Genomic DNA, 23,225 nt, shown 5'->3' on the forward strand with positions numbered 1-23,225 from the left:
GCGAAGCAGCCCAAAGCTTCGCAGGAGGCGTCGGTTGACTGACGTTTCTCCGACTGAACGGCACCCAACCGTGATGCCGATCTGCAAGCCCGTCTTTAGGCACAAGACAACAAAAGGGCGTTCCGGAGGACGCCCTCGTGTCGATCATGCTGGCTTGATCATGTCCGGCTCTAGCAACCGGTGCAGATGCACAACGACGAATCGCATCTCGGCATCGTCGACCGTACGCTGTGCAGCGGCGCGCCATGCTTTCTCCGCGCTGGCATAGTCGGGGAAAATACCGACGACATCCAATTTGCCGGGATCGACGAAGTCAAGAGTGCGGGGATCGCTGACACGACCGCCGAAGACGAGATGAAGTTTGCTCATGTTCCGCCTTTTACGGTGCGCCGCAGCATGCGGCAATGGGGCGACGTGACATCCACACGTCGCCCCGGCACCGAAAGTTAGCCCCGCGTGCTGCCCTTGGCAGCCTGAGCGGCCGCACCGCTGGCGCTCGACATCGCTTTCAGCACGCCGTCGAATAGCGCCTGTCCACGCTCGCGCGCTGCGCCAGTCGTCAGGCCCGCCTGATCCAGCTCCTGCTTGCCCGCCTCACGCGCTGCGGCAAATGCCTGGCGGGCGCTGTCACCGAGCTTACGCCCGATTGGCGAGAGCAGCTCCTTTTCCTTTGCCGAACGGGGCAGCAGCGCGCCGACCAGCGCCCCGACGGCAATGCCACCAATCAACATGACGAAGGGATTGGTTTCGATCTCATCTGCGGCGCGATGCGCAACATCCTTGGTCGCGCGCTTGGACGAATCATAGACGTCCGCCGCACGGTCCCGCGCGTCATGATAAACGCGCGAGGCCGTTTCGCGAACCTGCTCGTAACTCGATGCGGCATCGGTATCGGTATCGGTCTTGACGCCGTCATGGGGGCGGTGAGGGGTATCACTCATCATTTCAATCCTTTGAACGGGTAATCGGGGAAGCGGGAACCGGACGGCTGACACGACGCTTATCCAGAGCCCCGGCGATGCGTCGACGGGCGAACAGCAATCCTATCGCTGCCATCGCGCCGGCGACGACGCCGGGATGACGCTTCGCGCCATCGACGCCGGCGCTCACGGCATCTAGACCGGCCTGCCGAGCATCATCGGCGATGACCTTCGGGTCCAGCCGACCTTGAAGCTGGGCAACGGTGCCGGACAAACGGGCGCGGGCTTCGGCCGCCTGCAATTCTGCGGCGACGAGATCGAGGCGTGGATCGCTCATACCGATCGCTCCGGCAGGATCGGCGCAGCGAGCTTGCCCTTGCCGATAAAGGCTAGACTGCCCGCCATCGCAAGCACGACTACTACGACGATGCCGGTCGCCAGCCACGGACCGACGAGCGGCGTGAGCGACATGATGAGCCCCACCAGCAGCGCGATCAGCGCTGCCAGTGCCAGCACACCGGCGACCGCGAAGAACGCGACTGCGGATTTGTAGGCTGCAATCCGTTCGGACACCTTTGCTTTGTACAAGCCGATTTCAGCGGACACCACATGTCGACTGTCATCGACCAGCCGACCGATCAACGTCGTGATCCCGTCTTCTTCGATCAGGGGCGGCAAAGAGGTCAATCCTGCGTATCCACGCCCGACTGAATCAGTCGAGCGACGACGAAGCCGATCGCGGCAGCGGCACCGACCGCAACGGCCGGGCTGGCCTTCACCAGATCGCGGGCATCCTCGATCAGGTCGTCGATGTTCTTGCTACGAACCGTCTCGGCGAACTCCGATACCTGCCCCGCTGCGGATCGCGCGTATTCGCCATATTGTGCGCCGATCCCCTCATCCACCTGCGCACCGGCGTCGATCAGCAGTTGCGACAGTTGATCCAGCACCGTGCCGGCCTTCGCCTTCCCATCATCGGCCAGCGTGCGGAGCTTTTCCGTGGCCTGCTGGCCGACCTTGCCGGCACCGTCCCGAATCGCCTGCTTGGCATCGGCGGTGCGGGCGGACAGCGTCTTGTCGCCCATCAGCTCGTCGGCTGCGGCGCTGGCATTCTTCAGCGGCGCGGCAGGTCGCAGATCGTGGCTGGCAACGGTATCGCCGTCGGTCATCGGGTTCAGATCGTGGTCGGGCATGATGAGCGTCCTTGTTATTCGTCGGTTCAACAAGTCTTGTCCGCGCCGGTTCCCTGCATGCAACGTGCGCGCAACGATTGCCGATGCGAGCCCCGCGATATAGGACGCAACAGAACCCAGCGCTTCCGCAAGACAGCGCATCCATAGCGTGCCCCAGGAGCAAGCCACCTTGACCGCCATCATCGACCTCCACGCCCGCCAGATCCTCGACAGCCGGGGCAATCCGACCGTCGAGGTCGATGTCCTGCTGGAAGACGGCAGCTTCGGCCGCGCGGCGGTGCCGTCGGGCGCATCGACCGGCGCGCATGAAGCGGTCGAGAAGCGCGACGGCGACAAGAGCCGCTGGGGCGGCAAGGGCGTCGATCAGGCGATTGAAGCGGTGAACGGCGAGATCGCCGAAAAGGTCGTCGGTCTCGACGCCGAAGATCAGGCCGATCTCGATGCGGCGATGATCGAACTGGACGGCACCGAGAACAAGGGCCGGCTCGGCGCGAATGCGATTCTTGGCGTCAGCCTGGCTGCGGCCAAGGCGGCGGCGGATGCACGCGGCATGCCGCTGTACAAATATGTCGGCGGGGTGTCGGCTCACCTGTTGCCGGTGCCGATGATGAACATCATCAACGGCGGCGAACATGCCGACAACCCGATCGATTTCCAGGAATTCATGATCGTGCCGGTCGGCGCGTCGAGCATCCTGGAGGCGGTTCGCTGCGGTTCGGAAATCTTCCACACGCTGAAGAAAGGCCTGAGCGAGAAGGGCCTGAACACGTCGGTCGGCGATGAAGGCGGCTTTGCGCCCAACATCGCCAGCACCACCGACGCACTCGATTTCATCATGCAGAGCATCGAAAAGGCCGGATACACGCCGGGCGACGATGTCCACATCGCGCTCGATTGTGCGGCAACGGAATTCTACAAGGACGGCCGCTACAACATCAGTGGCGAGAACCGCATCCTGTCGAGCCATGAGATGGCCGAATACCTCGCCGACCTGACCCGCCGCTATCCGATCTTCTCGATCGAGGACGGCATGGGCGAGGACGACTGGGAGGGCTGGAAGGCGCTGACCGACATGATCGGCGACAAGGTCCAGTTGGTCGGCGACGACCTGTTCGTGACCAACCCGAAGCGCCTGAAGCGCGGCATCACCGAGGGGATCGCCAATTCGTTGCTGGTAAAGGTCAACCAGATTGGCACGCTGACCGAGACGCTGGAGGCGGTGTCGATGGCGCAACGCGCTGGCTACACCGCGGTCATGAGCCACCGGTCGGGTGAGACAGAGGATTCGACGATCGCCGATCTGGCGGTCGCCACCAACTGCGGTCAGATCAAGACGGGCAGCCTTGCCCGGTCGGACCGGTTGGCGAAATACAACCAGCTCATCCGCATTGAGGAAGAGTTGGGCAGCGCGGCGCGCTATGCCGGCCGCGACGTGCTGATCGGGGGCTGACGATGCGCGCGAGGAAACCGTCGGCTTTTCGTCGGACGCTGCGACGGGCTGCGGTGCCGGCGGCAGTCCTCGCGGTCATGGCGTTTTTCGGCATCTATGCGGTGCTGGGGCCGAACGGCGTCCTCGCCTATGGCGATTACAAGCGGCAGCTGATGAAGCGCGAGCGGGACTATGCCACGCTCGACCAGCGGCGACAGGCGTTGAAGAACCGGGTGGCATTGCTGAACCCGGATCATGCCAACCCGGACATGGTTGACGAGATGGTCCGCAAGGAACTGAACGTCACCCATCCCGACGAGGTGATCGTCCCGCTCGACCCAAAATGATGATGCGCGCCGGTCGCCTATAGGGTGACCGGCGCGTTTGATCCGATCATCGGCCCAGGAAGGTCAGCAGATCCTGCGTCAGGCGGTCGCTGTGCGTCACGTTCAGGCCGTGTGGCGCGCCGTCATATTCCACCAGCTGCGCGTTCGCGATGCCAGCCTTGGCCGCGCGGGCGGAAGCGTCGATCGGCACGGTCTGGTCGCCGGTACCGTGAACGATCAGCGTCGGCACGCGGAACGAGGCCAGGTCTTGCCGGAAATCGGTGTGGCCGAACGCCTTCGCGCACGCCAGCGTCGGCTTCAGGCCGGCCTGCATCGCCAGACTGGTCGACCAATGGACGACATCGTCGCTGACCGGGCTGGAGATGAAGCCTACGCCGTAAAACTGCGGCACGAAGGTGTGGCGGAAGAACTTTGCGCGATCTTCCTTGATGCCGTCGCCGATCTGATCGAACGTCGATTGCGGCGTCCCGTGCGGATTGTCGTCGGTCTTCAGCATGTACGGCACGACCGATGAAATCAGGCCGGCGGCGATCACGCCCTGGCCGTCATGGCGGCTCATATAGCGTGCAACCTCGCCGCCACCCATCGAGAAGCCGATGATCGCAGCATCCGAATCGGCCCCCGTCGCCTTCATCACATCGGCCAGATCGTCGGCGAGCGTGTCATAATCGTAACCCGACCATGGCTGCCCCGACCGTCCGAACCCGCGGCGATCATACGCGATCGCGCGGAACCCGGCGTCGGCCAGCGCCATCGCCTGCGCGTCCCAACTGTCGGCATTCAGCGGCCAGCCGTGAAGCAGGATGACGGGGCGACCACTGCCCCAGTCCTTGACGTAAATATCTGTACCGTCGCGGGTTTTTACATAGGGCATCGATCGTCTCCAGTCGGGTCGGTCAAGGCGGTGAACGTCCGCCCGCCGGTGGTCGTTCCTTCGCGCTGGCGTCGATGCGGCGCGCCTGCCAGCATGACGGCACGGGACGAATCGGAGAGACGAATGAGAAAATGGGGGATGGCCGCCGCCGTCGCGTGGCTGGCGCTGACCGGCGCGGTACCGGCACCGCAAACGGCCATGAAGACCGTAACCACCGCGCCGGCCAGCCGCTGGGGCGGGTTCCGCGACGCCTATGTCGAGGAACTGTTCCGGCTCGATCCCGGCTACGCGATCTATCAGGGGCGGCACGATCTCGACGGGCAGGTGCAGGACTGGAGCCCGGCGGGCCTGAAGCGGCTGGGCGATTTCTATCGCCGGTCGCTGGTCGCGGCACGGGCGATGCCGGTGCGCGGGATGACGGCGCAGGACCGGTTCGAGCGCGACTATCTGATCAAGGTTACCGAGGGCCGGCTGTTCTGGTTGGAAGACGCCGACCAGCCCCATCACAATCCGCAATGGTACATGACCGCGGGGCTCGACCCGAACGTCTATATCGCGCGCAACTATGCCGATGCGACGACGCGGGCGCGGGCGCTGACGAAGTTCTTCCTCGCCGTACCCGCCGCCGCCGCCAATATCCGCGCCAATCTGGCGACGCCGATACCGCTCAGTTTCGCCGATTTCGGCGCGGCCGGGTTCAATGGCTTCGCCGATTATTACACCGGCGACGCCGTCCGCGCCTTTGCCGAGGTGAAGGACGACCGCGTTCAGCGCGATCTGAAGGCGGCGGCCGCCAGCGCATCGGCGGCGATGCGCTCGCTCGGCGGCTGGTTGGAACAGCAACGGCCCAGCGCCACCAGCGACTTCGCGCTGGGCGCCCCCCGCTTCGCGCGGATGCTGGCGACGACCGAGGGCGTCACGCTGCCGCTGGCGCAGGTAGAGGCGGCGGGCCGTGCCGATCTGGCGCGCAATCGCGCGGCGTTGGTTGCGGCATGCGCGCAATATGCGCCCGGCACGACGGTGCCGGTCTGCGTGAAGCGGATGAAATCGGACAAGCCCGCCGATGGTGCGGTGGCGGAGGCGCGCCGCCAGATACCGCGGCTGCGCGCCTTCGTCGTCGACAATGATCTGGTCACGATCCCGGGAACCGAACAGGCGCTCGTCGAGGAAGCGCCGCCCTATATGCGCCAGAACCCGGCATATATCGATCCGCCGGGGCCGTTCGAGCGCAACATCCCGTCGATCTATTACATCTCGCCGCCCGATCCCGCGTGGGACAAGGCGACACGCGATGCGTTCGTGCCGGCAAAGGACGATCTGCTGTTCACGTCGGTGCATGAGGTGATGCCCGGCCATTTCCTGCAATTCCTGCATGCCAACCGGTCGCCGTCGCTCTTCGGCCGGATCTTCGTCGGCTATGCCTATGCGGAAGGGTGGGCGCATTATAGCGAGGAGATGATGTGGGAGGCGGGCCTGGGGCAGGGCAGTGCACAGGTGCATATCGGCCAGCTGTCGAACGCGCTGCTGCGCGATTGCCGTTTCCTTTCGGCGATCGGCCTGCACGCGCGCGGGATGACGCAGGAACAGTCGCGCCAGATGTTCGTCGATCAATGCTATCAGGACGAGGGCAACGCCCGCCAGCAATCGGCGCGCGGGACGTATGATCCCGCCTATCTGAACTACACGATGGGCAAACTGATGATCCGCCGCCTGCGTGCCGACTGGACCGCGACGCATGGTGGCCGGGGCGGCTGGAAGGCGTTCCACGACCGCTTCCTCAGCTTCGGTGGCCCACCTATCCCGCTGGTCCGACAGGCAATGATGGGGGAGAAGACCGCGCGGGCGGTGTTTTAACAGAAGTGGCGGGAAGGGGCGGAAAATGCCGCCCCCCGGCTCGCCACGCGGATTGCGATCCCGGTGCGCACCATGCACAAGGCGTGATATTGTCTCAACGGAGCCGTTCATGCGTGAATTGAAGATGTTGCTGGCCGCGACGATCCTGGCCGGGGGGCTTGCCGGCGCCCCAGCGCTCGCTCAGACCGCCGCGATGACCAACGACCCCTATATCTGGCTGGAAGACAAGGACGGCGCCAAGGCGCTGTCATGGGTAGAGGCGGAGAACGCCCGCACGCTGCCACGGCTCCAGAACGATCCTCGCTACGCTGCCTTCTATGCAGAGGCATTGGCGATCGCATCGGCCAAGGATCGCATCCCGATGCCGAACCAGCAGTTCGGCCGCATCCTGAATTTTTGGCGCGATGCCGATCATCCGCAAGGGCTGTGGCGCTGGACGACCGAAGCCGATTACGCAAAGCCCGCCCCCGCGTGGAAGACGCTGATTGATCTCGACGCGCTCAGCAAGGCCGAGGGCAAGAAATGGGTGTGGAAGGGCGCCACCTGCCTGCAACCCGAGGAACGCCTGTGTCTGGTCGCCCTCTCGGAAGGTGGTGAGGATGCGATCAGCTATCGCGAGTTCGACTTGGCTACGGGCCAGTTCGTCGCGAACGGCTTCGCGCTGTCGACTTCGAAACAGGGGGCGACCTGGATCGACAAGGACACGCTGCTCGTCAGCCGCGACTGGGGTGCCGGCACGCTGACTGCCTCGTCCTATCCCTTCGTCGTCAAGCTGCTGAAGCGTGGACAACAGGTCGATCAGGCGGTCGAGGTGTTCCGCGGATCGCCGCAGGACCAGCTCGGCACCTATGCGACGACGCTGATCGACGCGAAGGGCAACCGCGCGGTGGTGATCGAGCGGCGCTTGACGTTCTTTGGGGGCGAGAAGTTCGTATGGACGCCCACCGGATCGCCCGCTGGCACGACCCGTAAGCTCGACGTGCCGGCGCGCACCTTTCCGGCCGGGATGGTCGATGGCCGGGTGATCTTCGATACCAGCGATCCATGGGGCAACATCGCTGCCGGCTCAGTGGCATGGGTGCCACTGGCCGAGCTGGAAAGCGGGCAAATGACGCCGTGCGTTCTGTTCGCCCCGACCCCGCGTCAGGCGGTACAGGGCGTGTCGACGGCGAAGGATCGCGTGATACTGACCTATATCGACAATGTCCGGGGCCGGATGACCGTGTTCGCGCCGACCGCGACCGGCTGGGCGCCAACGCCGGTGGCCGTGCCGGAGAATATGAGCGTCGGCGTCGCCAGCACTACCGATCGCGAGAACCGCGCCTTTGTCTCGCTGACCGGCTTCGCGACGCCGACCACGCTCGCCACCATCGATGCGGCGGCCCCGGCCGCCCCGAAGGTGGTGAAGACGCTGCCTGCGCAGTTCGATGCGACTGGCGTGACGGTGGAACAGTTCGATGCAACCTCGACCGACGGCACCAAGGTGCCGTATTTCGTCGTGCGACCAAAGGGGGCCAAGCTCGACGGCACGACGCCGACGCTGATGACCGCCTATGGCGGGTTCGAACTGTCGCGCCTGCCGACCTATCTGGGATCGACCGGCAAGCTGTGGCTGGAACGCGGCGGTGCCTATGTTCTCGCCAATATCCGTGGCGGTGGCGAGTTCGGGCCGGCGTGGCACGATGCCGGCCGCAAGACCAAGCGGCAGGTGATCTACGACGATTTCGCCGCGGTGGCGAAGGATCTGTTCGCGCGCCGGGTGACGAGTGCGAAGAAGCTCGGCATTTATGGCGGATCGAACGGTGGCCTGTTGATGGGCGTGGAATTCAACCAGCATCCCGATCTGTGGAACGCGGTCGCGATCCAGGTGCCGCTGCTCGACATGATCCGGTACGAAAAGATTGCGGCGGGTGCGTCGTGGGTCGACGAATATGGCTCGGTCGACAATCCGGCGGAGCGCGCCTTTCTGGAAAAGATATCGCCCTATGCGAATATCAAGAAGGGCGGTGCTTATCCGGAGCCATATATCTGGACGACCACCAAGGACGACCGCGTCGGGCCACAGCACGCGCGCAAGTTCGCGGCACGCTTGAAGGAATATGGTCTTCCCTATCTATTCTATGAGGATACGGCGGGCGGGCATTCGGGTGATGCCGACATCGCGCAGGGTGCACGGTTACAGGCCTTGCAGATGACCTATTTCGCGCAGAAGCTGATCGGACCAGCCGGGGGGACGGCCGCGCGGTAGAATTTCCACCGCGATCCTGCCTGCGATTGCGTGCCGCGATGAAACGATGCGTTCGCGACATCGTTATTGCTGCAACGCAGCGATAGGAGCAAAGGGAGCGGGATGAACGATATGAGCTCTGCCATCGAACGTCCCGCTGCCTCGCCGCCGCCCTCGCCGGCCGTGATCTTCGAGGCGATCGTCAAGCAACTGGCGGTCGCCGCGACATACAACCGTGGCGAAGTGACGCTGGCTCCCCACGCGATCTACACCCGGCACGACGAGATTTACGTCGATGCCACGACGCTGGAGCGCGACGGCAAGCCGCCCAAGGAAGAGAAAATGGGCTCGTTCAAGCTGGCTGGCCTCGGCGCGCTGCGCATCACGCCGCGCCGTTTCTCGGCAAGCGCGCTGCACAATCCGGGCGACCCACGTTACGACGGCACCGTGTTGATGGCGATCGAGCCGAACTGATTCGCGTCTGGGTGACGGAAAAACTACACGGGTCGTTGCCGCCTGCCGGTCGCCCTCCTAGGGTGGTGACATGGTCGACCCGGACACCCATCTTACTTCCGATATGCCCGGCGACTCCCTGTTGGGCGTGCCCGTGGGGGTCGCCGCAGAGGAAGCGGTGCGGATCGCCATGCGTCGTGATCGGCTGCTCGCATCGCTGACGCTGACGGCGGGTGCCGGACTAGCGCTGGCCTTGCCCTTCGCCTTGAAGGCGGGGTCGGAATTCTTCCTGCCGCTGACGATCTCGCTGGTGATCTCGGTTGCACTGATCCCCGTGCTGGAATGGCTGGAGCGGCGGCGGGTGCCGTCACCGCTGGCGGCCCTACTATGCCTGCTGACGTTCCTGCTCGCCGCCAATATCGCGCTGGCGGCGATCATCGTCCCCGCGGCCGATTTCTTCCGCCTGTTGCCGACACGGCTCGATCGCATCCAGGATAATCTGGCGCCGCTATTCGACCTGTATTCCAACCTCGAAACCTATGTGAACAAGACGCTGCGGCAGGTGGCGACGACGCCGATCCGCCAGCCACGGACCGCGGCGGTGGCAGCGCCGGGATCGATCCTCGAACTGGCAGCTACCTCGGCACCGGCAGTGATCGTGCAGGTTCTGTTCGGCATACTGATCGTGTTCTTCTTCCTGTCCGGCTGGACACGCATGCGCCAGCGGACGATCACCGGCCGCACCAGTTTCGACGGCGCGATGGCGACCGCCCGCGTCATCCAGGACGTCGTGGACGACGTGTCCGCCTATCTCGGCACAATTACCGCGATCAACGTGGTGCTGGGCATCGTAACCGGCGTGGCGCTGTGGGCGATCGGCATGCCCTATCCGGCGATGTGGGGCGGGATCGTCGCGCTGCTTAACTACATCCCCTATTTTGGGCCGGTGATCGGCGCGTTCCTACTGGCGCTGGGCGGGTTGATGACCTTTTCCGACATCTGGATGGCGATGCTGCCGCCGGCGATGATGTACGGGCTGCACCTGATCGAGGCGAATGCGATCACGCCGTTCATTGTCGGCCATCGTCTCACGATCAGTCCGCTGCTCATCCTCATCTCGCTCAGTTTCTGGGGGTGGGTGTGGGGGACGCTCGGCGCGCTGCTGGCAGTGCCGCTGCTCATCATCATCCAGACCGTGCTGGGAGCGGCGGGCAGGCCCGATATCGCCGGTTTCCTGTTCGAACACGGCACGCTCGTCCAGCAACAGCGTGGGAGGAAGCGGCCGTCGGCCGATCCATCGACGGCTTCTTAAAAAAGGGTCGTTGACAGGCAGGGGGGGCTCGCCTAGTTGGCCGGCCTCGCTTCCAAGCGGGTGTAGCTCAGTTGGTTAGAGCGCCGGCCTGTCACGCCGGAGGTCGCGGGTTCAAGTCCCGTCACTCGCGCCATCCCCTGACACGGGATGGAGCAAATCATGGCAAGCCGACGTCCATTACGGATCGCGATACCGCGGTCCATTAGGTTCTGCGGGTGTAGCTCAGTTGGTTAGAGCGCCGGCCTGTCACGCCGGAGGTCGCGGGTTCAAGTCCCGTCACTCGCGCCATCCCTTTCAGTGGATGGCGCTTACCCTAAAAATTTTAGCGCCAGCGCCCCGTTTCCATCCACGACAGCAATGGCCGCATCGGCGTGATCCACACGATGCCCGTCACCAGATAGAACATCGCCTGCACCGCCCAGTGCAAGCCACCCACCAAATCCGACATACTGGCGACCATCACCGCCCAGATCGTGATGAGCGCGAGGATGGCGAGAACGCCTGCGGGTTTGCGCCAACTAGGGGTCATGGAACGATCCATTCCTGTTCGGTGAGGATTGCGTGGAGCGGAACGTCCCACGGATCGGGTGTGAGCGACGGTACTTCCTGCGCCGCATGAGCGATGCCAATCCGCCATGCCGCCGGATACGCGGCAAACGCACGGTCATAGTGTCCGGCCCCCTGACCCAGTCGATTGCCCCGTCGGTCGAATCCGACCAGCGGCGTCAGGATGATATCGGGCGCCAGTTCCGCCGCACCGGCATCTGGCTGGCGCAACCCGAACGGACCATCGACCAGCGCACGACGCGCATCGAGGAAACGGATCGGCGTCGGCCGGTCCACCACATGCGGCAGGGCGAGGCGGCAGCCGGCATCGGCCGCGACCCGATCGAGGGGAGCGGGATCGGCCTCGCCACCCATCGCGATATAGGATGCCACGATCAGGCCGGGCGACAGCCGCGCGGCAAATGCGTCCGGCACGACCATCGACGCGGGCGGTGCGGCGTCGCGAATGGCCCGCAGCCGGGCGCGGAGGGCGCGTTTGCCCATCATGAAGGGCGGGTGGCGGGACCGCCGTGGCCGTGTGCCGGGTTATCCACTGACGCACGGTACGTCAGGTGGGGACCATATACGTCGGACCAGGGTCCGGGCAGGGACAGCCCCCTTTGGATGATGAATAGCCTCAGGGATAATAAAGGCTCGTACCGGGCAGAACCCGCCGACACCCATCTAGGACGTCGGAGGCGCTTGCTCAAGAGCATCCGCCAATCCTTCCAGACGATCGGCGATCCGCTGCAACGCCGACTCGCTGACGGCCGCACCCTCGGGCGGGCGCTTCTCCACCTCGTCCAGCGCATCGGCCAGCATCAGCGCGACGAACAGCATCGCGCGTTCGGGTTGCCCGCCCGACGCACGGTCGGCTGCGCCCCAGCGATCATCGAGCATCCGGCCGAGCATCTGGACGCGTGCTTCCTCGCCCGCGCGACAGGCGACGGCATGGGGGCGGCCGCCGATCTGGATCGTGACATTGGGCATCAGCGCGTGCTGCCCCGCGCGATCACATCGTCGAGCGCGGCGACCGCCTCGGCCATGCGGGCCTTCAACGCGGCGTGGCGGCGGGCGAGGGCGTCGCCGCTTTCAGAACGCGCGGCGATCGACGCCTCGATGCGCGCGATCGCCCGGTCGATGCGCTCCACCGCCGGTGCGACCTGTGGGGGTGTTTCGGTCATCGGGCGGGATTAGGCGGATGGGACCGTTACGGCAACGGCTGTGATCGGCGATCTGCGCCGGCCCGGCTTTGGCCTGCGACGTCCCAGATATTGGATGCTGACGGTTGACAGGAACGCCGCCGCCCCCGCAAAGGCCGCTGCGTCCCGGCCCCGGCATCCGCGGCCGCCCCTGATGGAGTGCCATACATGACGGTCAAGGTAGCGATCAACGGTTTCGGGCGTATCGGCCGCCTCGTCGCGCGCGCGATCCTGGAACGCGGTGACAGCGGTCTCGACCTCGTCGCGATCAACGACCTCGCCGATGCCAAGTCGAACGCGTGGCTGTTCAGCCGCGACAGCGTCCACGGCAAATATCCGGGCGAGGTTTCGGCCGAGGGCAACGATCTGGTCGTCGACGGCAAGCGCATCCGCGTCACCGCCGAGCGTGATCCCGCCAACCTGCCGCACAAGGAACTGGGTGTCGATCTGGTGCTGGAATGCACCGGCTTCTTCACCGACAACGTGTCGTGCCAGAAGCATATCGATGCGGGCGCCAAGAAGGTGCTGATCTCGGCACCGGGCAAGAATGTCGATCTCACCGTCGTGTTCGGCGTCAACCACGACAAGCTGACCGCCGATCACACGATCGTGTCGAACGCGTCGTGCACCACCAACTGCCTGGCGCCCGTCGCCAAGGTGCTGAACGACGCGATCGGGATCGAGCGCGGGCTGATGACCACCGTCCACGCCTATACCAACGACCAGAAGATCCTCGATCAGATCCACCCCGATCTGCGTCGTGCCCGCGCGGCGGCGATGTCGATGATCCCGACCACCACCGGCGCGGCGCGCGCGGTGGGCGAGGTGCTGCCCGAACTGAAGGGCCGGCTCGACGGCTCGGCGATCCGCGTCCCCGTGCCGGACGGCAGCCTGATCGACCTGACCTTCACGCCGAAGCGCGACACGACCCGTGACGAGGTGAATGCGATCCTGAAGGCTGCCTCCGAAAGCGGACCGCTGGTCGGTGTGCTGGTTTATACCGATGAACCGCTGGTCTCGATCGATATCCAGCATACGCCGCAATCGTCGACCATCGACAGCCTGGAGACGGCGGTGCTCGACGGCAAGCTGGTCCGCGTCGTCAGCTGGTACGACAATGAATGGGGCTTCTCGAACCGCATGGTCGATACCGCGAAGGTCATGGCCTCGTTCCTGTAAGCGGCTGACATGGCAGGCGTGATCGCCGGCATCGCCCGCCACGGGCGCGCCAAGGGCCCGATGGAGACGATCGATCGGGCTGAGGTGTCGCTGGACGGCGGCATCGCCGGTGATCACCGCGGCGTGCGCAAGCCTGGCGGCTATGGCCGGCGTCAGGTGACGCTGATCGAGCGGATCGACTGGGATGCCGCAATGGCCGAGGTCGCACGCGACCTCCCATGGTGGGAACGCCGCGCCAATCTGTTGATCGACGGGTTCGACCTGCCGCAGGTGCCGGGCACGCGGCTGCGCATCGGCGCGGACGTGGTGCTGGAGGTAACGCGCGACACCGAGCCGTGCCACCGGATGGAGGCACTGGCGCCCGGCCTGTTCGCGGCCCTGTCGCCCGATTGGCGCGGCGGCGCCTGCTCACGCGTTCTGGCCGGCGGGACGATCGTCGTCGGCGATATCATCAGGATCGAGACATCATGAGCAAGCCATTCAAGACGCTGGACGAAATGGGCGACGTGCAGGGCAAGCGCGTACTGGTGCGCGAGGATTTGAACGTGCCGATGGCCGATGGCGCCGTCACCGACGACACCCGGCTGCGCGCGACCGTGCCGACCGTACTGGAACTCGCCGATCGCGGTGCGATCGTGTTGGTGCTGGCGCATTTCGGACGGCCCAAGGGCGTGCCGAGCGCCGACATGTCGCTGGCCCGGATCACCAAAGCGTATGAGGGCGTGCTGGGCCGCCCCGTGCGCTACATAGATTGGGAGGGCGATGCCGCCGCCGTCGCGACGCTGCAGCCGGGCGATATCGCCGTGCTGGAGAACACGCGCTTCTTCGGTGGTGAGGAAAAGAACGACCCGGCGGTGATCGATCGCTTCGCCGCGCTGGGCGATCTGTACGTCAACGACGCCTTCTCCGCCGCGCACCGCGCCCATGCTTCGACGGAAGGGCTGGCGCACAAGCTGCCGGCCTTTGCCGGGCGGGCGATGGAGGCGGAACTCGATGCACTGGAAAAGGCGCTGGGCAAGCCGGAGCACCCCGTCGCCGCGGTGGTCGGCGGTGCCAAGGTGTCGAGCAAACTCGACGTACTGAAGCACCTCGTGACCAAGGTCGATCACCTCATCATCGGCGGCGGCATGGCCAACACCTTCCTCGCGGCGCGCGGTGTGGATGTGGGCAAGAGCCTGTGCGAGCACGATCTCGCCAGCACCGCCGAGGAGATTCTGGACGCGGCGGATCGTGCGAACTGCACCGTGCATCTGCCCTATGACGTCGTCGTCGCGAAGGAGTTCAAACCGAACCCCGCGACCCGTACCGTCAACGTGCATGAGGTCGCGGCGGACGAGATGATCCTCGATGTCGGGCCGGCTGCGGTCGAATCGCTGGGCGACGTGCTGAAGAACTGTCGCACCCTGGTGTGGAATGGCCCGCTCGGCGCGTTCGAGACGCCGCCGTTCGACATGGCGACGGTCGCCCTGGCCCGCACCGCCGCCGCGCTGACCAGCGACGGCAGCCTCGTCTCGGTGGCCGGCGGCGGCGACACCGCCGCGGCGCTCAACCAGGCGGGGGTGGCGGGTTCGTTCACCTTCGTCTCGACCGCCGGCGGTGCGTTCCTGGAATGGATGGAGGGCAAGGACCTGCCCGGCGTCGCCGCCCTGATGCGCTGATTGAACACGCCGCCGGTTCGTTCGGGCCGGCGGCGCTCTGTATCCGCCACGGCGGTCGGCTTGGCAGACTGTTGAACGGGTTCGAGCGGAGGCGCGGAGACGCGGAGAAGAAGAAAAAGGGATTGTGGCGCTGCGCGCGTTCTCAATGGGATGACTTCGAACAAATCATTGATAAATAGCGACAGTACCCATCGTTGCGAGCGGAGCGAAGCAATCCATTCCCCCGCGCGCAACACTGGATTGCTTCGCTACGCGCGCAACGACGATGGGGGATGCCGAAGCTCTGCATCGAAAGCTCCTCCGATCATCACCACGACCGCCGGACAGCGATCCCGCCCCCCGCAAAGCGACCTCAACCACTCCGCGTCTCCGCGCCTCCGCGCGAACATCCCTTCTTCCCTATAGACCGCGCAGGGATGTCCTACACGCCCACGCTCCCGTATTCTGGAGCGATGACCTGTCTCCCCCAGTCACCGCCCAAAATGCTTCTGTCCCGCCCCGTCGCCCGCGCGCGCACGATCGCGCACGCGCGGGGGGTGTGACTTTCGGGACTTTCCGCGCGATCGATATTCTGGATGCGGGGTTGAACATGCGGAACCGTCCGCGTATGTTTAACATGTTAAACGGAGGTGCGATTGCTCGGCGTCAGGCTCGATAGCGAACTGGAAGAACGGCTAGCCGCCGTAGCCCGCACGCAGGGTCGCAGCAAAAGCGACCTCGCCCGCGAAGCCGTCCGCCGGTACGTCGACCTGTACGACGAGGCCTATCGTCGTGAGGCTCGCCGCCAGTCGCTGCGCGCATCGAAACGCGATGTGGCGGACGACTATGCCTTCTGGGAAACCATCGAGGCGAAGGATGCGGCATGGAAATAGCCCATGGCGCGATCGTCATGATCGCAGGGCCCGGTGACGAAGGGCAGGGCGAAGCGTCGGGCCGTGCCGCTGTCGTCGTCCAGGCCGACCTGTTCAACGCCGCGCACAGCACCGTGACGCTCTGCCCGCTGACCAACGTCGTCGGCGGTGAGGCGCTGTTCCGCGTCGCGATCTCGCCGCAGGAGCACACCGGCCTGACGGTGGAGTGCGAGGTGCAGGTCGATCGCATCACCTCGATCCGGCGCGAGCGGATCACCGGCGTGATCGGCCACGCTTCCGCGACCCGCATGGAGCAGGTCGATCAGGCGCTGCGGCGTTGGTTGGCCCTCTGAAACACCGATTCGAATTTCGCAGGAGACGATGATGACCCCGATCGTGAAGTCCATTCTCGACAAGTACGAAGGCACCAGCCCGGCGGTGAAGGCGAACCTTGCCCGCATCCTGATGCACGGCAAGCTAGGCGGCACGGGCAAGCTGGTGATCCTGCCGGTCGATCAGGGGTTCGAACACGGCCCGGCGCGGTCATTCGCGATCAATCCGCCGGCCTATGACCCGCACTATCATTACCACATGGCCATCGACGCCGGCCTCAGCGCCTATGCGGCGCCGCTGGGCGCGCTGGAGGCGGGGTCGGAGACGTTCGCCGGCCAGATTCCGACGATCCTGAAGCTGAACAGCTCGAATAGCTGGGCGACCTCGATCACGCAGGCTCAGACCGGCAGCGTCGAGGATGCGCTGCGGCTGGGCTGCGCGGCCATCGGCTTCACCATCTATCCGGGGTCGGACGGCATCTTTCAGTCGATCGAACAGATCCGCGCCCTGCGCGAGGAAGCGGCGGCGGCGGGGCTGGCGACGGTGATCTGGAGCTATCCGCGCGGCGGCGACCTGTCGAAGGACGGCGAACTGGCGCTGGATGTCGGTGCTTATGCCGCGCATATGGCCGCGCTGCTGGGCGCGCACATCATCAAGGTGAAGCTGCCGAGCAACCATATCGAACAGAAGGAAGCGCAGAAGAGCTACGAGGGGACCGACTGGTCGAATCAGGCGGACCGCGTGAAGCACGTCGTGCAGTCCAGCTTCGCCGGCCGGCGGATCGTGGTGTTCTCCGGCGGCGCGGCCAAGGGCGCGGACGCGGTGTATCAGGACGCGCGCGACATCCTGGCTGGCGGTGGCTACGGATCGATCATCGGCCGCAACACCTTCCAGCGCAGCCGCGAGGATGCGTTGGCGATGCTCGCCAAGCTGATCGCCATTTACAAGGGCGAGGAGTGACGGCTTCCGTCACGGCAAGGGTGTGGTTAGAGGGGGCGCATGACTGACGACCCTCTCGGCCCGCTCGATCCCGACTTCGCGGCCTCCTTCCGCCGCCACGACCGGCGACCGCCATGCCAGCTCTATCTGGTATCGCCGCTCGATGTCGGCGGCGCCTTTCCCGATCGGCTGGCGCGGGCGCTCGACGCCGGACCGGTGGCGGCGTTCCAGTTCCGGGTGAAGGATATCGACCAGCACGAGGCGGCACGGCTCGCCGAACCGCTGCTGCGGATCTGCAACGATCGCGACGTGGCGTTCATCGTCAACGACTCGATCGGCTTGGCCAAGCGATTGGGCGCGGACGGCGTGCATCTGGGGCAGGGCGACGGTGACCCGCGCGAGGCACGCGACGCGTTGGGGCCGACGGCGCAGATTGGCGTGACCTGTCACGACAGCCGCCATCTGGCGATGGAGGCAGGCGAGGCGGGAGCCGATTACGTGGCGTTCGGCAGCTTCTATCCGACGACTACTAAGGACGTGAAGCATCATCCCGACCCGGTGATCCTCAGTTGGTGGGCCACGGTGTTCGAGATTCCGGGCGTCGCGATCGGCGGCATCACGCCGCAGAACGCGCTGCCGCTGGTGCAGGCCGGGGCCGATTTCATCGCGGCGTCCGGTTCGGTCTGGGGCGGCGACGAAGCGGCGGCGGTGCAGGCGTTCGCCGCGATATTGAAACGCGATTGAGGGGCGGAGCCAAAGCGAAGGCGCGTACGTTTGATCCGATAGCGTAACAGTTCTGATCGGAGTGCCCATGCGTCTTCTCTCCCTGATCCTCGCCGCCAGCGTCGTGGTGCCGGTCGCCGCATCGGCCCAGACGTCGGCAAGCCGGACGGCGCCGCTCGACCGCGATCTGCTGAAGATGCAGGTGGTGCTCGACCGGCTCGGCTTCTCGCCGGGCGTGCTGGATGGCCGGCCCGGCATGTCGCTGACTGCGGCGATTAAGGGTTTCCAGGAAAGTCGCGGCCTGCCGCTGACCGGCAAGCCAGACCCGGCGACGATGCAGGCGCTCCGTCCCTATTGGGGCACGGAAGCAACCAAGACGCTGACGCTCAACGCCCGCGTGCTCGCCGGACCGTATCTGAACCCGATTCCCAAGGGTGAGGACGAGCAGGCCAAGCTGCCAGGCCTGTATTATCGCAGCCCGATGGAAAAGCTGGCGGAGATGTTCCACACCACGCCCGCCGTACTGATGGAGCTGAATAGCCCCCAGACGATGCTGCGACCGGGCACTGAGGTGGTGTTTCCCAATGTCCTACCGACCAGCCGGGCCTATGACCCCGAGCGGACCGATGAATGGCGGGCGACGCTGAGCAGCCTAAACGTGGACGCGGTACAGCCCGAGGCCGCGAAGGTTGTGGTAGACAAATCCGACAAGGTGCTGCGCGTCTATGACAAGGCCGACAAGCTGGTGGCGCAGTTTCAGGTGACGACCGGATCGGAGCATGATCCGTTGCCGATCGGGAACTGGACGATCAAGGGCGCCGACTATAATCCGAAGTTCCACTTCAACCCGGACCTGTTCTGGGACGCCAGCAAGGATGATACCAAGGCAATGCTGCCGCCGGGGCCGAATGGCCCGGTCGGCGTGGTGTGGCTCGACCTGTCGAAGGATCATTATGGCATCCACGGCACGCCGGAGCCGGCGCTGATCGGCCGGACCGAAAGCCATGGCTGCGTGCGACTGGCGAACTGGAACGCGGCACGGCTGTCGGTGATGGTGAAGCCCGGCACGCCGGTCGTCTTCCAGGAATAGGTGATGACGAAACTGGGCTGGGGCATCCTGACCGTCATTCTGGTCGTGATGGGCCTGTTCTTGTCCATGCTGTCGTTCTCATCGGCGCCCGAAGGAGGTTTTCGCGATCGGGTGCGGCGGGCGCTGCCATCCTTCGCTCGCCCATCACCAGGAATCTTGGCGATGCCGGTGGCGGGGGTGGCCCGCGATGCGGTGACGGACACCTGGGGCGATGCGCGGGGCGGCGGCACGCGCGGGCATCATGGAACCGACATCATGGCGCCGCGCGGCACGCCGGTAGTGGCGGCGGCGGACGGAATAGTCGAGAAGCTGTTCCAAAGCGGTCTGGGCGGCACGACCATCTATGTCCGATCCGCTGACGGGCGCTGGATCCATTATTATGCGCATCTGGCCGGCTATGTTCCCGGTCTGCATGAGGGACAGGTGGTGAAGACGGGCGAGCAGATCGCCTATGTCGGCGATACGGGCGACGCGGGGGCGGGCAATTACCACCTACATTTCGGGGTTCAGCGGATGCATGGTGGTGAGGGATGGTGGCAGGGCGAAGACGTGAATCCATACCCCCTGCTTGCCGGAACGGCCGCACATCGCTAAGTCGCCCGCTCGCTCTTTCCAGCAGGTACAGTCATGAAGATCAGCGGCGTGGACATCCGTCCCGGCAACATCATCGAGTATGAAGGCGGCATCTGGCGCGCGGTCAAGATTCAGCACACCCAGCCCGGCAAGGGTGGCGCGTACATGCAAGTCGAGATGAAGAACCTGATCGACGGCCGCAAGAACAATGTCCGTTTCCGTTCTGCCGAGACGGTCGAGCGGGTGCGCCTCGACACCAAGGATTTCCAGTTCCTGTTCAAGGATGGCGAAGCGCTGACCTTCATGGACAAGGACAATTACGAGCAGATCACGCTAGATGCCGGCATCCTGGGCGACGCGGCGGCGTTTCTGCAGGACGGCATGGACGTGGTACTGGAATTATACGACGAACGGCCGATTTCGGTAGAACTGCCCTCGACGATCGAGGCTACCATTGTCGAGGCCGACGCCGTGGTGAAGGGGCAGACCGCCTCGTCCAGCTACAAGCCCGCGATTCTCGATAATGGCGTCCGTATAATGGTGCCGCCGCATATCGGCGCGGGCACGCGGATCGTGGTCGATGTGTATGAGCAGACTTATGTGCGACGTGCGGATTGAGGCTGAGCGGGAGGGAAGGATAGCGTAGCTATTCATTCCGTCTGCCAGCCCGGCCGGCGAGCGCCGCTCGACCGACGGCACGGGCTTTGCCCGTGGCGGGCCGAAATTGCCCCTCTCTCCGATCCTCTCCCCTGAAGGGGAGAGGGAGAAAGTAACAGATATGCCATCCCATTCCGGCCTCTTCACCATCATCGAGCGCGCCGCCCGCAAAGCGGCGCCGCGCCTGCGTCGTGACTTCAACGAGGTCCAGCAGTTGCAGGTTAGCCGCAAGGGGCCGGCCGATTTCGTCAGCCAAGCCGACCAGCGCGCCGAGCAGACGATCTACGAGGAATTGTCGCGCGCCCGCCCGGACTGGGGTTTCCTGATGGAAGAGCGCGGCGAGGTGGCGGGCGATCCCGACAAGCCGCGCTTCATCGTCGATCCGTTGGATGGCACATCGAACTTTCTCCACGGCATCCCGCATTTCTGCATCTCGATCGCGGTCGAAGAGCCGATGCCGAACGGCAAGCGCGAGATCACGACCGCGCTCGTCTATCAGCCGTTGACCGACGAGAGCTTTTGGGCCGAAAAGGGTCGAGGCGCCTGGAATACCGACCAGCGGCTGCGCGTGTCGTCGCGACGTGATCTGTCGGAGGCGCTGATCGCCACCGGCATCCCGTTCATGGGCCATGGTGATTTCGCGCAGTGGAGCCGCATCTTCGGCGCGGTGGCGCCGCAGGTGGCGGGTATCCGCCGGCTGGGCGCGGCGGCGCTCGATCTGGCTTGGGTAGCAGCGGGGCGATTCGATGGTTTCTGGGAATCGGACCTGCAGCCATGGGACGTGGCGGCCGGAATGTTGCTGGTGAAGGAAGCCGGCGGTTTCGTCAGCGATTATCGTGGCGGCGACCGTCCGCTGGAGCGCAACGAGTTCCTTGCCGCGAACGATGCCCTGCATTCGAAACTGCACAAGCTCGTCGCTGGTTCGCTGCGGTAGAGCGATAGAGGCGGCAGCTTTGCTGTATTGATCGCAACCCAGGATAACATCGCCCTAATTGCGAGTTATTCTCACACTTTCGATGCCTTGCCCGGTCATGCCGACCGGCCTAAAGCCATCTGCGTCCCTTCGCACTTGCGAGAAACCCATTGGTCGACCTATCGCAATATCTGCCGATCCTGCTGTTCCTGGGCGTCGCGATTCTGCTTTCGAGCATGTTCGTGTTCCTGCCCATGGCGGTCGGGCGGCTCACGGGCTCTCACAAGCCCAATGAGCAGAAGCTCGCCGAATATGAATGCGGGTTCCCCGCGTTCGAGGACCCGCGCAGCCAGTATGACGTGCGCTTCTATCTGGTCGCGATCCTTTTCATCATCTTCGATCTGGAAGCGGCATTCATCTATCCATGGGCGGTCAGCGTGTTCAGCATCGGCTGGACGGCGTGGATTTCAATGATGATCTTTATCGGCGAACTGGCTCTCGGCCTCGTCTATGCGTGGAAGAAGGGAGCGTTGGATTGGGAGTAGTCGATATGCACGCCGGTCCGGTCGAACTGCCGGTCGCGGCAGGCGCCAGCAGTCTGGTGCAGCCCGATCAGGGATTCTTCGACAGTCTGAACGGCGAACTGACGGACAAGGGGTTCCTGGTCACTTCGACCGAGGAGCTCTTCCAATGGGCGCGCACCGGCAGCCTGTGGTGGATGACGTTTGGCCTCGCCTGCTGTGCGGTCGAGATGATCCACGTCAACATGCCGCGATACGATCTGGAGCGCTTCGGGGCGGCGCCACGGGCTTCTCCGCGCCAGTCGGACGTGATGATCGTCGCGGGCACGCTCTGCAACAAGATGGCCCCGGCGCTTCGCCGCGTCTACGACCAGATGTCGGAACCGAAATACGTGATCTCCATGGGTAGCTGCGCCAATGGCGGTGGCTATTATCACTACAGCTATTCGGTGGTGCGCGGGTGCGATCGGATCGTGCCGGTCGATATCTATGTGCCGGGCTGCCCGCCGACTGCCGAGGCGCTGTTGTACGGCATTATGCAATTGCAGCGGAAGATTCGCCGCAGCGGGAGCATCGAACGGTGAGGGCGCCGGCGCCGGCCTATGCCGCCGATCTGAACGAGTCGACGATCGATACGGCGCGTGAGGTAATCGGCGCTTCACTGGCCGATGCCTGGGTGCGGGTCGGTGAGGTGCAGCTGTATGTCCACCCCGACGGACTGGTCGAGGCGATGCGCGCACTGCGCGATGCGCCGGGGCTGGAATATCAGCAGCTGATGGAGATCGCCGGCGTCGATTACCCGCAGCGGGCCGAGCGGTTCGACGTCGTCTACAATCTTTTGTCGTTGACCCGGAACCATCGCCTGCAGGTGCATGTCGCGACCGATGAGGAACATGCGATCCCCTCCGTCACCGGGCTTTGGCCGGTTGCCGGCTGGCTGGAGCGTGAGGTCTATGATCTGTACGGCGTATTGTTCTCGGGCAATCAGGACCTTCGTCGTATCCTGACCGACTACGGATTTCGTGGCCATCCGCTGCGCAAGGACTTCCCGATGACAGGCTATACAGAGCTGCGCTATTCCGAGGAGGAAAAGCGGGTGGTTTATCAGCCGGTGTCGCTGGCGCAGGATTTCCGGACGTTCGACTTCCTAAGCCCGTGGGAAGGCGCCGGTTACACGTTGCCCGGCGACGAGAAGGCGGCGATGCCGCAGGCCAAGGGAGCGCAGACCCCGTTATCGGCCGACACGATCGTCAAGGCGGACGCGATGCAAAGCCAGTCGCAGACGGCCAAAGCATCAAGCGAGCCTTATGCCAAGACGACGGCGGAAAGCACTGCCGACACGGGCAAAGGCGCGCCAAACCCCGATGCGAAACCCGAACCGGCCAATCCAGATGTCGTTCCCTCGAAGGGAGGGCAGAACCAGTGAGTGAC

Annotated in this window: 30 protein-coding genes and 2 tRNA genes; 22 read left to right on the forward strand and 10 right to left on the reverse strand. The window is 64.8% G+C overall.

All coding sequences use genetic code 11. The features are described from left to right. Positions 1 to 144: 144 nt before the first annotated feature. The 5 genes from ASG67_RS04380 to ASG67_RS04400 all read right to left on the reverse strand — a co-directional run bounded on the left by ASG67_RS04380 (position 145) and on the right by ASG67_RS04400 (position 2,113). Positions 145 to 369: a DUF4170 domain-containing protein gene (locus tag ASG67_RS04380; protein ID WP_056525663.1), complete on the reverse strand. Its 225-nt coding sequence runs from the start codon at positions 367 to 369 to the stop codon at positions 145 to 147. Positions 370 to 446: 77 nt separating this feature from the next. Beyond that, positions 447 to 941 carry a DUF883 family protein gene (locus ASG67_RS04385; protein ID WP_082543322.1) on the reverse strand — a complete coding sequence of 165 codons (495 nt, stop codon included), beginning with the start codon at positions 939 to 941 and terminating at the stop codon, positions 447 to 449. Positions 942 to 945: 4 nt separating this feature from the next. Next, on the reverse strand, positions 946 to 1,257 hold the full coding sequence (locus tag ASG67_RS04390) for a DUF3618 domain-containing protein (protein ID WP_056525669.1): 312 nt from the start codon (positions 1,255 to 1,257) through the stop codon (positions 946 to 948). After that, complete coding sequence (locus tag ASG67_RS04395) at positions 1,254 to 1,598, reverse strand: phage holin family protein (RefSeq protein WP_235535039.1); 345 nt, start codon at positions 1,596 to 1,598, stop codon at positions 1,254 to 1,256. The genes ASG67_RS04390 and ASG67_RS04395 overlap by 4 nt, the downstream gene beginning before the upstream one ends. A 5-nt stretch (positions 1,599 to 1,603) precedes the next feature. Further along, positions 1,604 to 2,113 (reverse strand): hypothetical protein, encoded by a 510-nt coding sequence (locus ASG67_RS04400; protein ID WP_056525675.1) that lies wholly within the window; start codon positions 2,111 to 2,113, stop codon positions 1,604 to 1,606. Positions 2,114 to 2,282: 169 nt separating this feature from the next. On the opposite strand from ASG67_RS04400, the gene eno reads away from it, so the two are divergent. Next, positions 2,283 to 3,563 (forward strand): phosphopyruvate hydratase, encoded by a 1,281-nt coding sequence (gene eno / locus ASG67_RS04405; protein ID WP_056525679.1) that lies wholly within the window; start codon positions 2,283 to 2,285, stop codon positions 3,561 to 3,563. 2 nt (positions 3,564 to 3,565) lie between these two features. Beyond that, complete coding sequence (locus tag ASG67_RS04410) at positions 3,566 to 3,889, forward strand: FtsB family cell division protein (protein WP_056525682.1); 324 nt, start codon at positions 3,566 to 3,568, stop codon at positions 3,887 to 3,889. A 46-nt stretch (positions 3,890 to 3,935) separates the two neighbouring features. Here the strand turns inward: ASG67_RS04410 and ASG67_RS04415 are convergent, their stop codons facing one another. After that, entirely contained in the window at positions 3,936 to 4,763 is an 828-nt protein-coding gene (locus ASG67_RS04415) for an alpha/beta fold hydrolase (RefSeq protein ID WP_056525685.1), read from the reverse strand. Between the two features lie 123 nt (positions 4,764 to 4,886). Between ASG67_RS04415 and ASG67_RS04420 the strand changes: the two genes are divergently transcribed. The 6 genes from ASG67_RS04420 to ASG67_RS04445 all read left to right on the forward strand — a co-directional run bounded on the left by ASG67_RS04420 (position 4,887) and on the right by ASG67_RS04445 (position 10,897). Next, positions 4,887 to 6,617, forward strand: a complete 1,731-nt coding sequence (locus ASG67_RS04420) for a DUF885 domain-containing protein (RefSeq protein WP_056525688.1) — start codon at positions 4,887 to 4,889, stop codon at positions 6,615 to 6,617. 109 nt (positions 6,618 to 6,726) lie between these two features. After that, positions 6,727 to 8,865: a prolyl oligopeptidase family serine peptidase gene (locus ASG67_RS04425; protein WP_056525691.1), complete on the forward strand. Its 2,139-nt coding sequence runs from the start codon at positions 6,727 to 6,729 to the stop codon at positions 8,863 to 8,865. A 111-nt stretch (positions 8,866 to 8,976) separates the two neighbouring features. Then, a complete protein-coding gene (locus ASG67_RS04430) occupies positions 8,977 to 9,318 on the forward strand; it encodes a hypothetical protein (protein WP_056526538.1) in 342 nt (113 codons plus the stop codon). A gap of 103 nt (positions 9,319 to 9,421) precedes the next feature. Beyond that, entirely contained in the window at positions 9,422 to 10,609 is a 1,188-nt protein-coding gene (locus ASG67_RS04435) for an AI-2E family transporter (RefSeq protein ID WP_156460659.1), read from the forward strand. 56 nt (positions 10,610 to 10,665) lie between these two features. Next, positions 10,666 to 10,742: transfer RNA gene (locus ASG67_RS04440), tRNA-Asp, on the forward strand. Positions 10,743 to 10,820: 78 nt separating this feature from the next. After that, positions 10,821 to 10,897 (forward strand) — tRNA-Asp (locus ASG67_RS04445). 34 nt (positions 10,898 to 10,931) lie between these two features. On the opposite strand, the gene ASG67_RS04450 is transcribed toward ASG67_RS04445, so the two are convergent. From ASG67_RS04450 to ASG67_RS04465, 4 genes are all read right to left on the reverse strand, one after another. Further along, positions 10,932 to 11,138, reverse strand: coding sequence for a DUF2842 domain-containing protein (locus ASG67_RS04450; RefSeq protein ID WP_056525698.1), 207 nt, complete (start codon positions 11,136 to 11,138; stop codon positions 10,932 to 10,934). Beyond that, positions 11,135 to 11,662, reverse strand: a complete 528-nt coding sequence (locus ASG67_RS04455; protein WP_056525701.1) for a 5-formyltetrahydrofolate cyclo-ligase — start codon at positions 11,660 to 11,662, stop codon at positions 11,135 to 11,137. The genes ASG67_RS04450 and ASG67_RS04455 overlap by 4 nt, the downstream gene beginning before the upstream one ends. Before the next feature lie 177 nt (positions 11,663 to 11,839). Then, positions 11,840 to 12,145 carry a cell division protein ZapA gene (locus ASG67_RS04460; protein ID WP_056525704.1) on the reverse strand — a complete coding sequence of 102 codons (306 nt, stop codon included), beginning with the start codon at positions 12,143 to 12,145 and terminating at the stop codon, positions 11,840 to 11,842. Next, positions 12,145 to 12,339 (reverse strand): hypothetical protein, encoded by a 195-nt coding sequence (locus ASG67_RS04465; protein ID WP_056525707.1) that lies wholly within the window; start codon positions 12,337 to 12,339, stop codon positions 12,145 to 12,147. The genes ASG67_RS04460 and ASG67_RS04465 overlap by 1 nt, the downstream gene beginning before the upstream one ends. 186 nt (positions 12,340 to 12,525) lie before the next feature. Between ASG67_RS04465 and gap the strand changes: the two genes are divergently transcribed. From gap to ASG67_RS04535, 14 genes are all read left to right on the forward strand, one after another. Then, a complete protein-coding gene (gene gap, locus ASG67_RS04470; protein WP_056525709.1) occupies positions 12,526 to 13,536 on the forward strand; it encodes a type I glyceraldehyde-3-phosphate dehydrogenase in 1,011 nt (336 codons plus the stop codon). 9 nt (positions 13,537 to 13,545) lie between these two features. Next, positions 13,546 to 14,007: an MOSC domain-containing protein gene (locus ASG67_RS04475; protein ID WP_056525712.1), complete on the forward strand. Its 462-nt coding sequence runs from the start codon at positions 13,546 to 13,548 to the stop codon at positions 14,005 to 14,007. Beyond that, positions 14,004 to 15,194, forward strand: coding sequence for a phosphoglycerate kinase (locus ASG67_RS04480; protein ID WP_056525715.1), 1,191 nt, complete (start codon positions 14,004 to 14,006; stop codon positions 15,192 to 15,194). The genes ASG67_RS04475 and ASG67_RS04480 overlap by 4 nt, the downstream gene beginning before the upstream one ends. 629 nt (positions 15,195 to 15,823) lie before the next feature. Then, complete coding sequence (locus ASG67_RS04485) at positions 15,824 to 16,066, forward strand: ribbon-helix-helix protein, CopG family (protein WP_200940710.1); 243 nt, start codon at positions 15,824 to 15,826, stop codon at positions 16,064 to 16,066. After that, a complete protein-coding gene (locus ASG67_RS04490; RefSeq protein ID WP_056525718.1) occupies positions 16,057 to 16,398 on the forward strand; it encodes a type II toxin-antitoxin system PemK/MazF family toxin in 342 nt (113 codons plus the stop codon). The genes ASG67_RS04485 and ASG67_RS04490 overlap by 10 nt, the downstream gene beginning before the upstream one ends. A 31-nt stretch (positions 16,399 to 16,429) precedes the next feature. Further along, positions 16,430 to 17,338 (forward strand): class I fructose-bisphosphate aldolase, encoded by a 909-nt coding sequence (locus ASG67_RS04495; protein WP_056526544.1) that lies wholly within the window; start codon positions 16,430 to 16,432, stop codon positions 17,336 to 17,338. Between the two features lie 39 nt (positions 17,339 to 17,377). Further along, entirely contained in the window at positions 17,378 to 18,061 is a 684-nt protein-coding gene (gene thiE, locus ASG67_RS04500; protein WP_056525721.1) for a thiamine phosphate synthase, read from the forward strand. Between the two features lie 67 nt (positions 18,062 to 18,128). Then, positions 18,129 to 19,130: a L,D-transpeptidase family protein gene (locus ASG67_RS04505; RefSeq protein ID WP_056525724.1), complete on the forward strand. Its 1,002-nt coding sequence runs from the start codon at positions 18,129 to 18,131 to the stop codon at positions 19,128 to 19,130. A gap of 3 nt (positions 19,131 to 19,133) precedes the next feature. Next, entirely contained in the window at positions 19,134 to 19,724 is a 591-nt protein-coding gene (locus ASG67_RS19345; protein WP_056525727.1) for a M23 family metallopeptidase, read from the forward strand. 33 nt (positions 19,725 to 19,757) lie between these two features. After that, the gene (efp, locus tag ASG67_RS04515) at positions 19,758 to 20,321 is read left to right on the forward strand and encodes an elongation factor P (protein ID WP_056525730.1); all 564 of its coding nucleotides are present in this window, start codon (positions 19,758 to 19,760) and stop codon (positions 20,319 to 20,321) included. A 160-nt stretch (positions 20,322 to 20,481) separates the two neighbouring features. Then, positions 20,482 to 21,294 carry an inositol monophosphatase family protein gene (locus ASG67_RS04520; RefSeq protein ID WP_056525733.1) on the forward strand — a complete coding sequence of 271 codons (813 nt, stop codon included), beginning with the start codon at positions 20,482 to 20,484 and terminating at the stop codon, positions 21,292 to 21,294. A gap of 149 nt (positions 21,295 to 21,443) precedes the next feature. After that, positions 21,444 to 21,818, forward strand: a complete 375-nt coding sequence (gene ndhC, locus ASG67_RS04525) for an NADH-quinone oxidoreductase subunit A (protein WP_056525736.1) — start codon at positions 21,444 to 21,446, stop codon at positions 21,816 to 21,818. A gap of 5 nt (positions 21,819 to 21,823) precedes the next feature. Continuing rightward, positions 21,824 to 22,378: a NuoB/complex I 20 kDa subunit family protein gene (locus ASG67_RS04530; RefSeq protein ID WP_056525739.1), complete on the forward strand. Its 555-nt coding sequence runs from the start codon at positions 21,824 to 21,826 to the stop codon at positions 22,376 to 22,378. Then, positions 22,375 to 23,220 (forward strand): NADH-quinone oxidoreductase subunit C, encoded by an 846-nt coding sequence (locus tag ASG67_RS04535; RefSeq protein WP_056525742.1) that lies wholly within the window; start codon positions 22,375 to 22,377, stop codon positions 23,218 to 23,220. Before ASG67_RS04530 ends, ASG67_RS04535 begins: the two co-directional genes overlap by 4 nt. Positions 23,221 to 23,225 lie beyond the last annotated feature (5 nt).

The organism is Sphingomonas sp. Leaf339, assembly GCF_001426195.1.
Taxonomy (GTDB): domain Bacteria; phylum Pseudomonadota; class Alphaproteobacteria; order Sphingomonadales; family Sphingomonadaceae; genus Sphingomonas.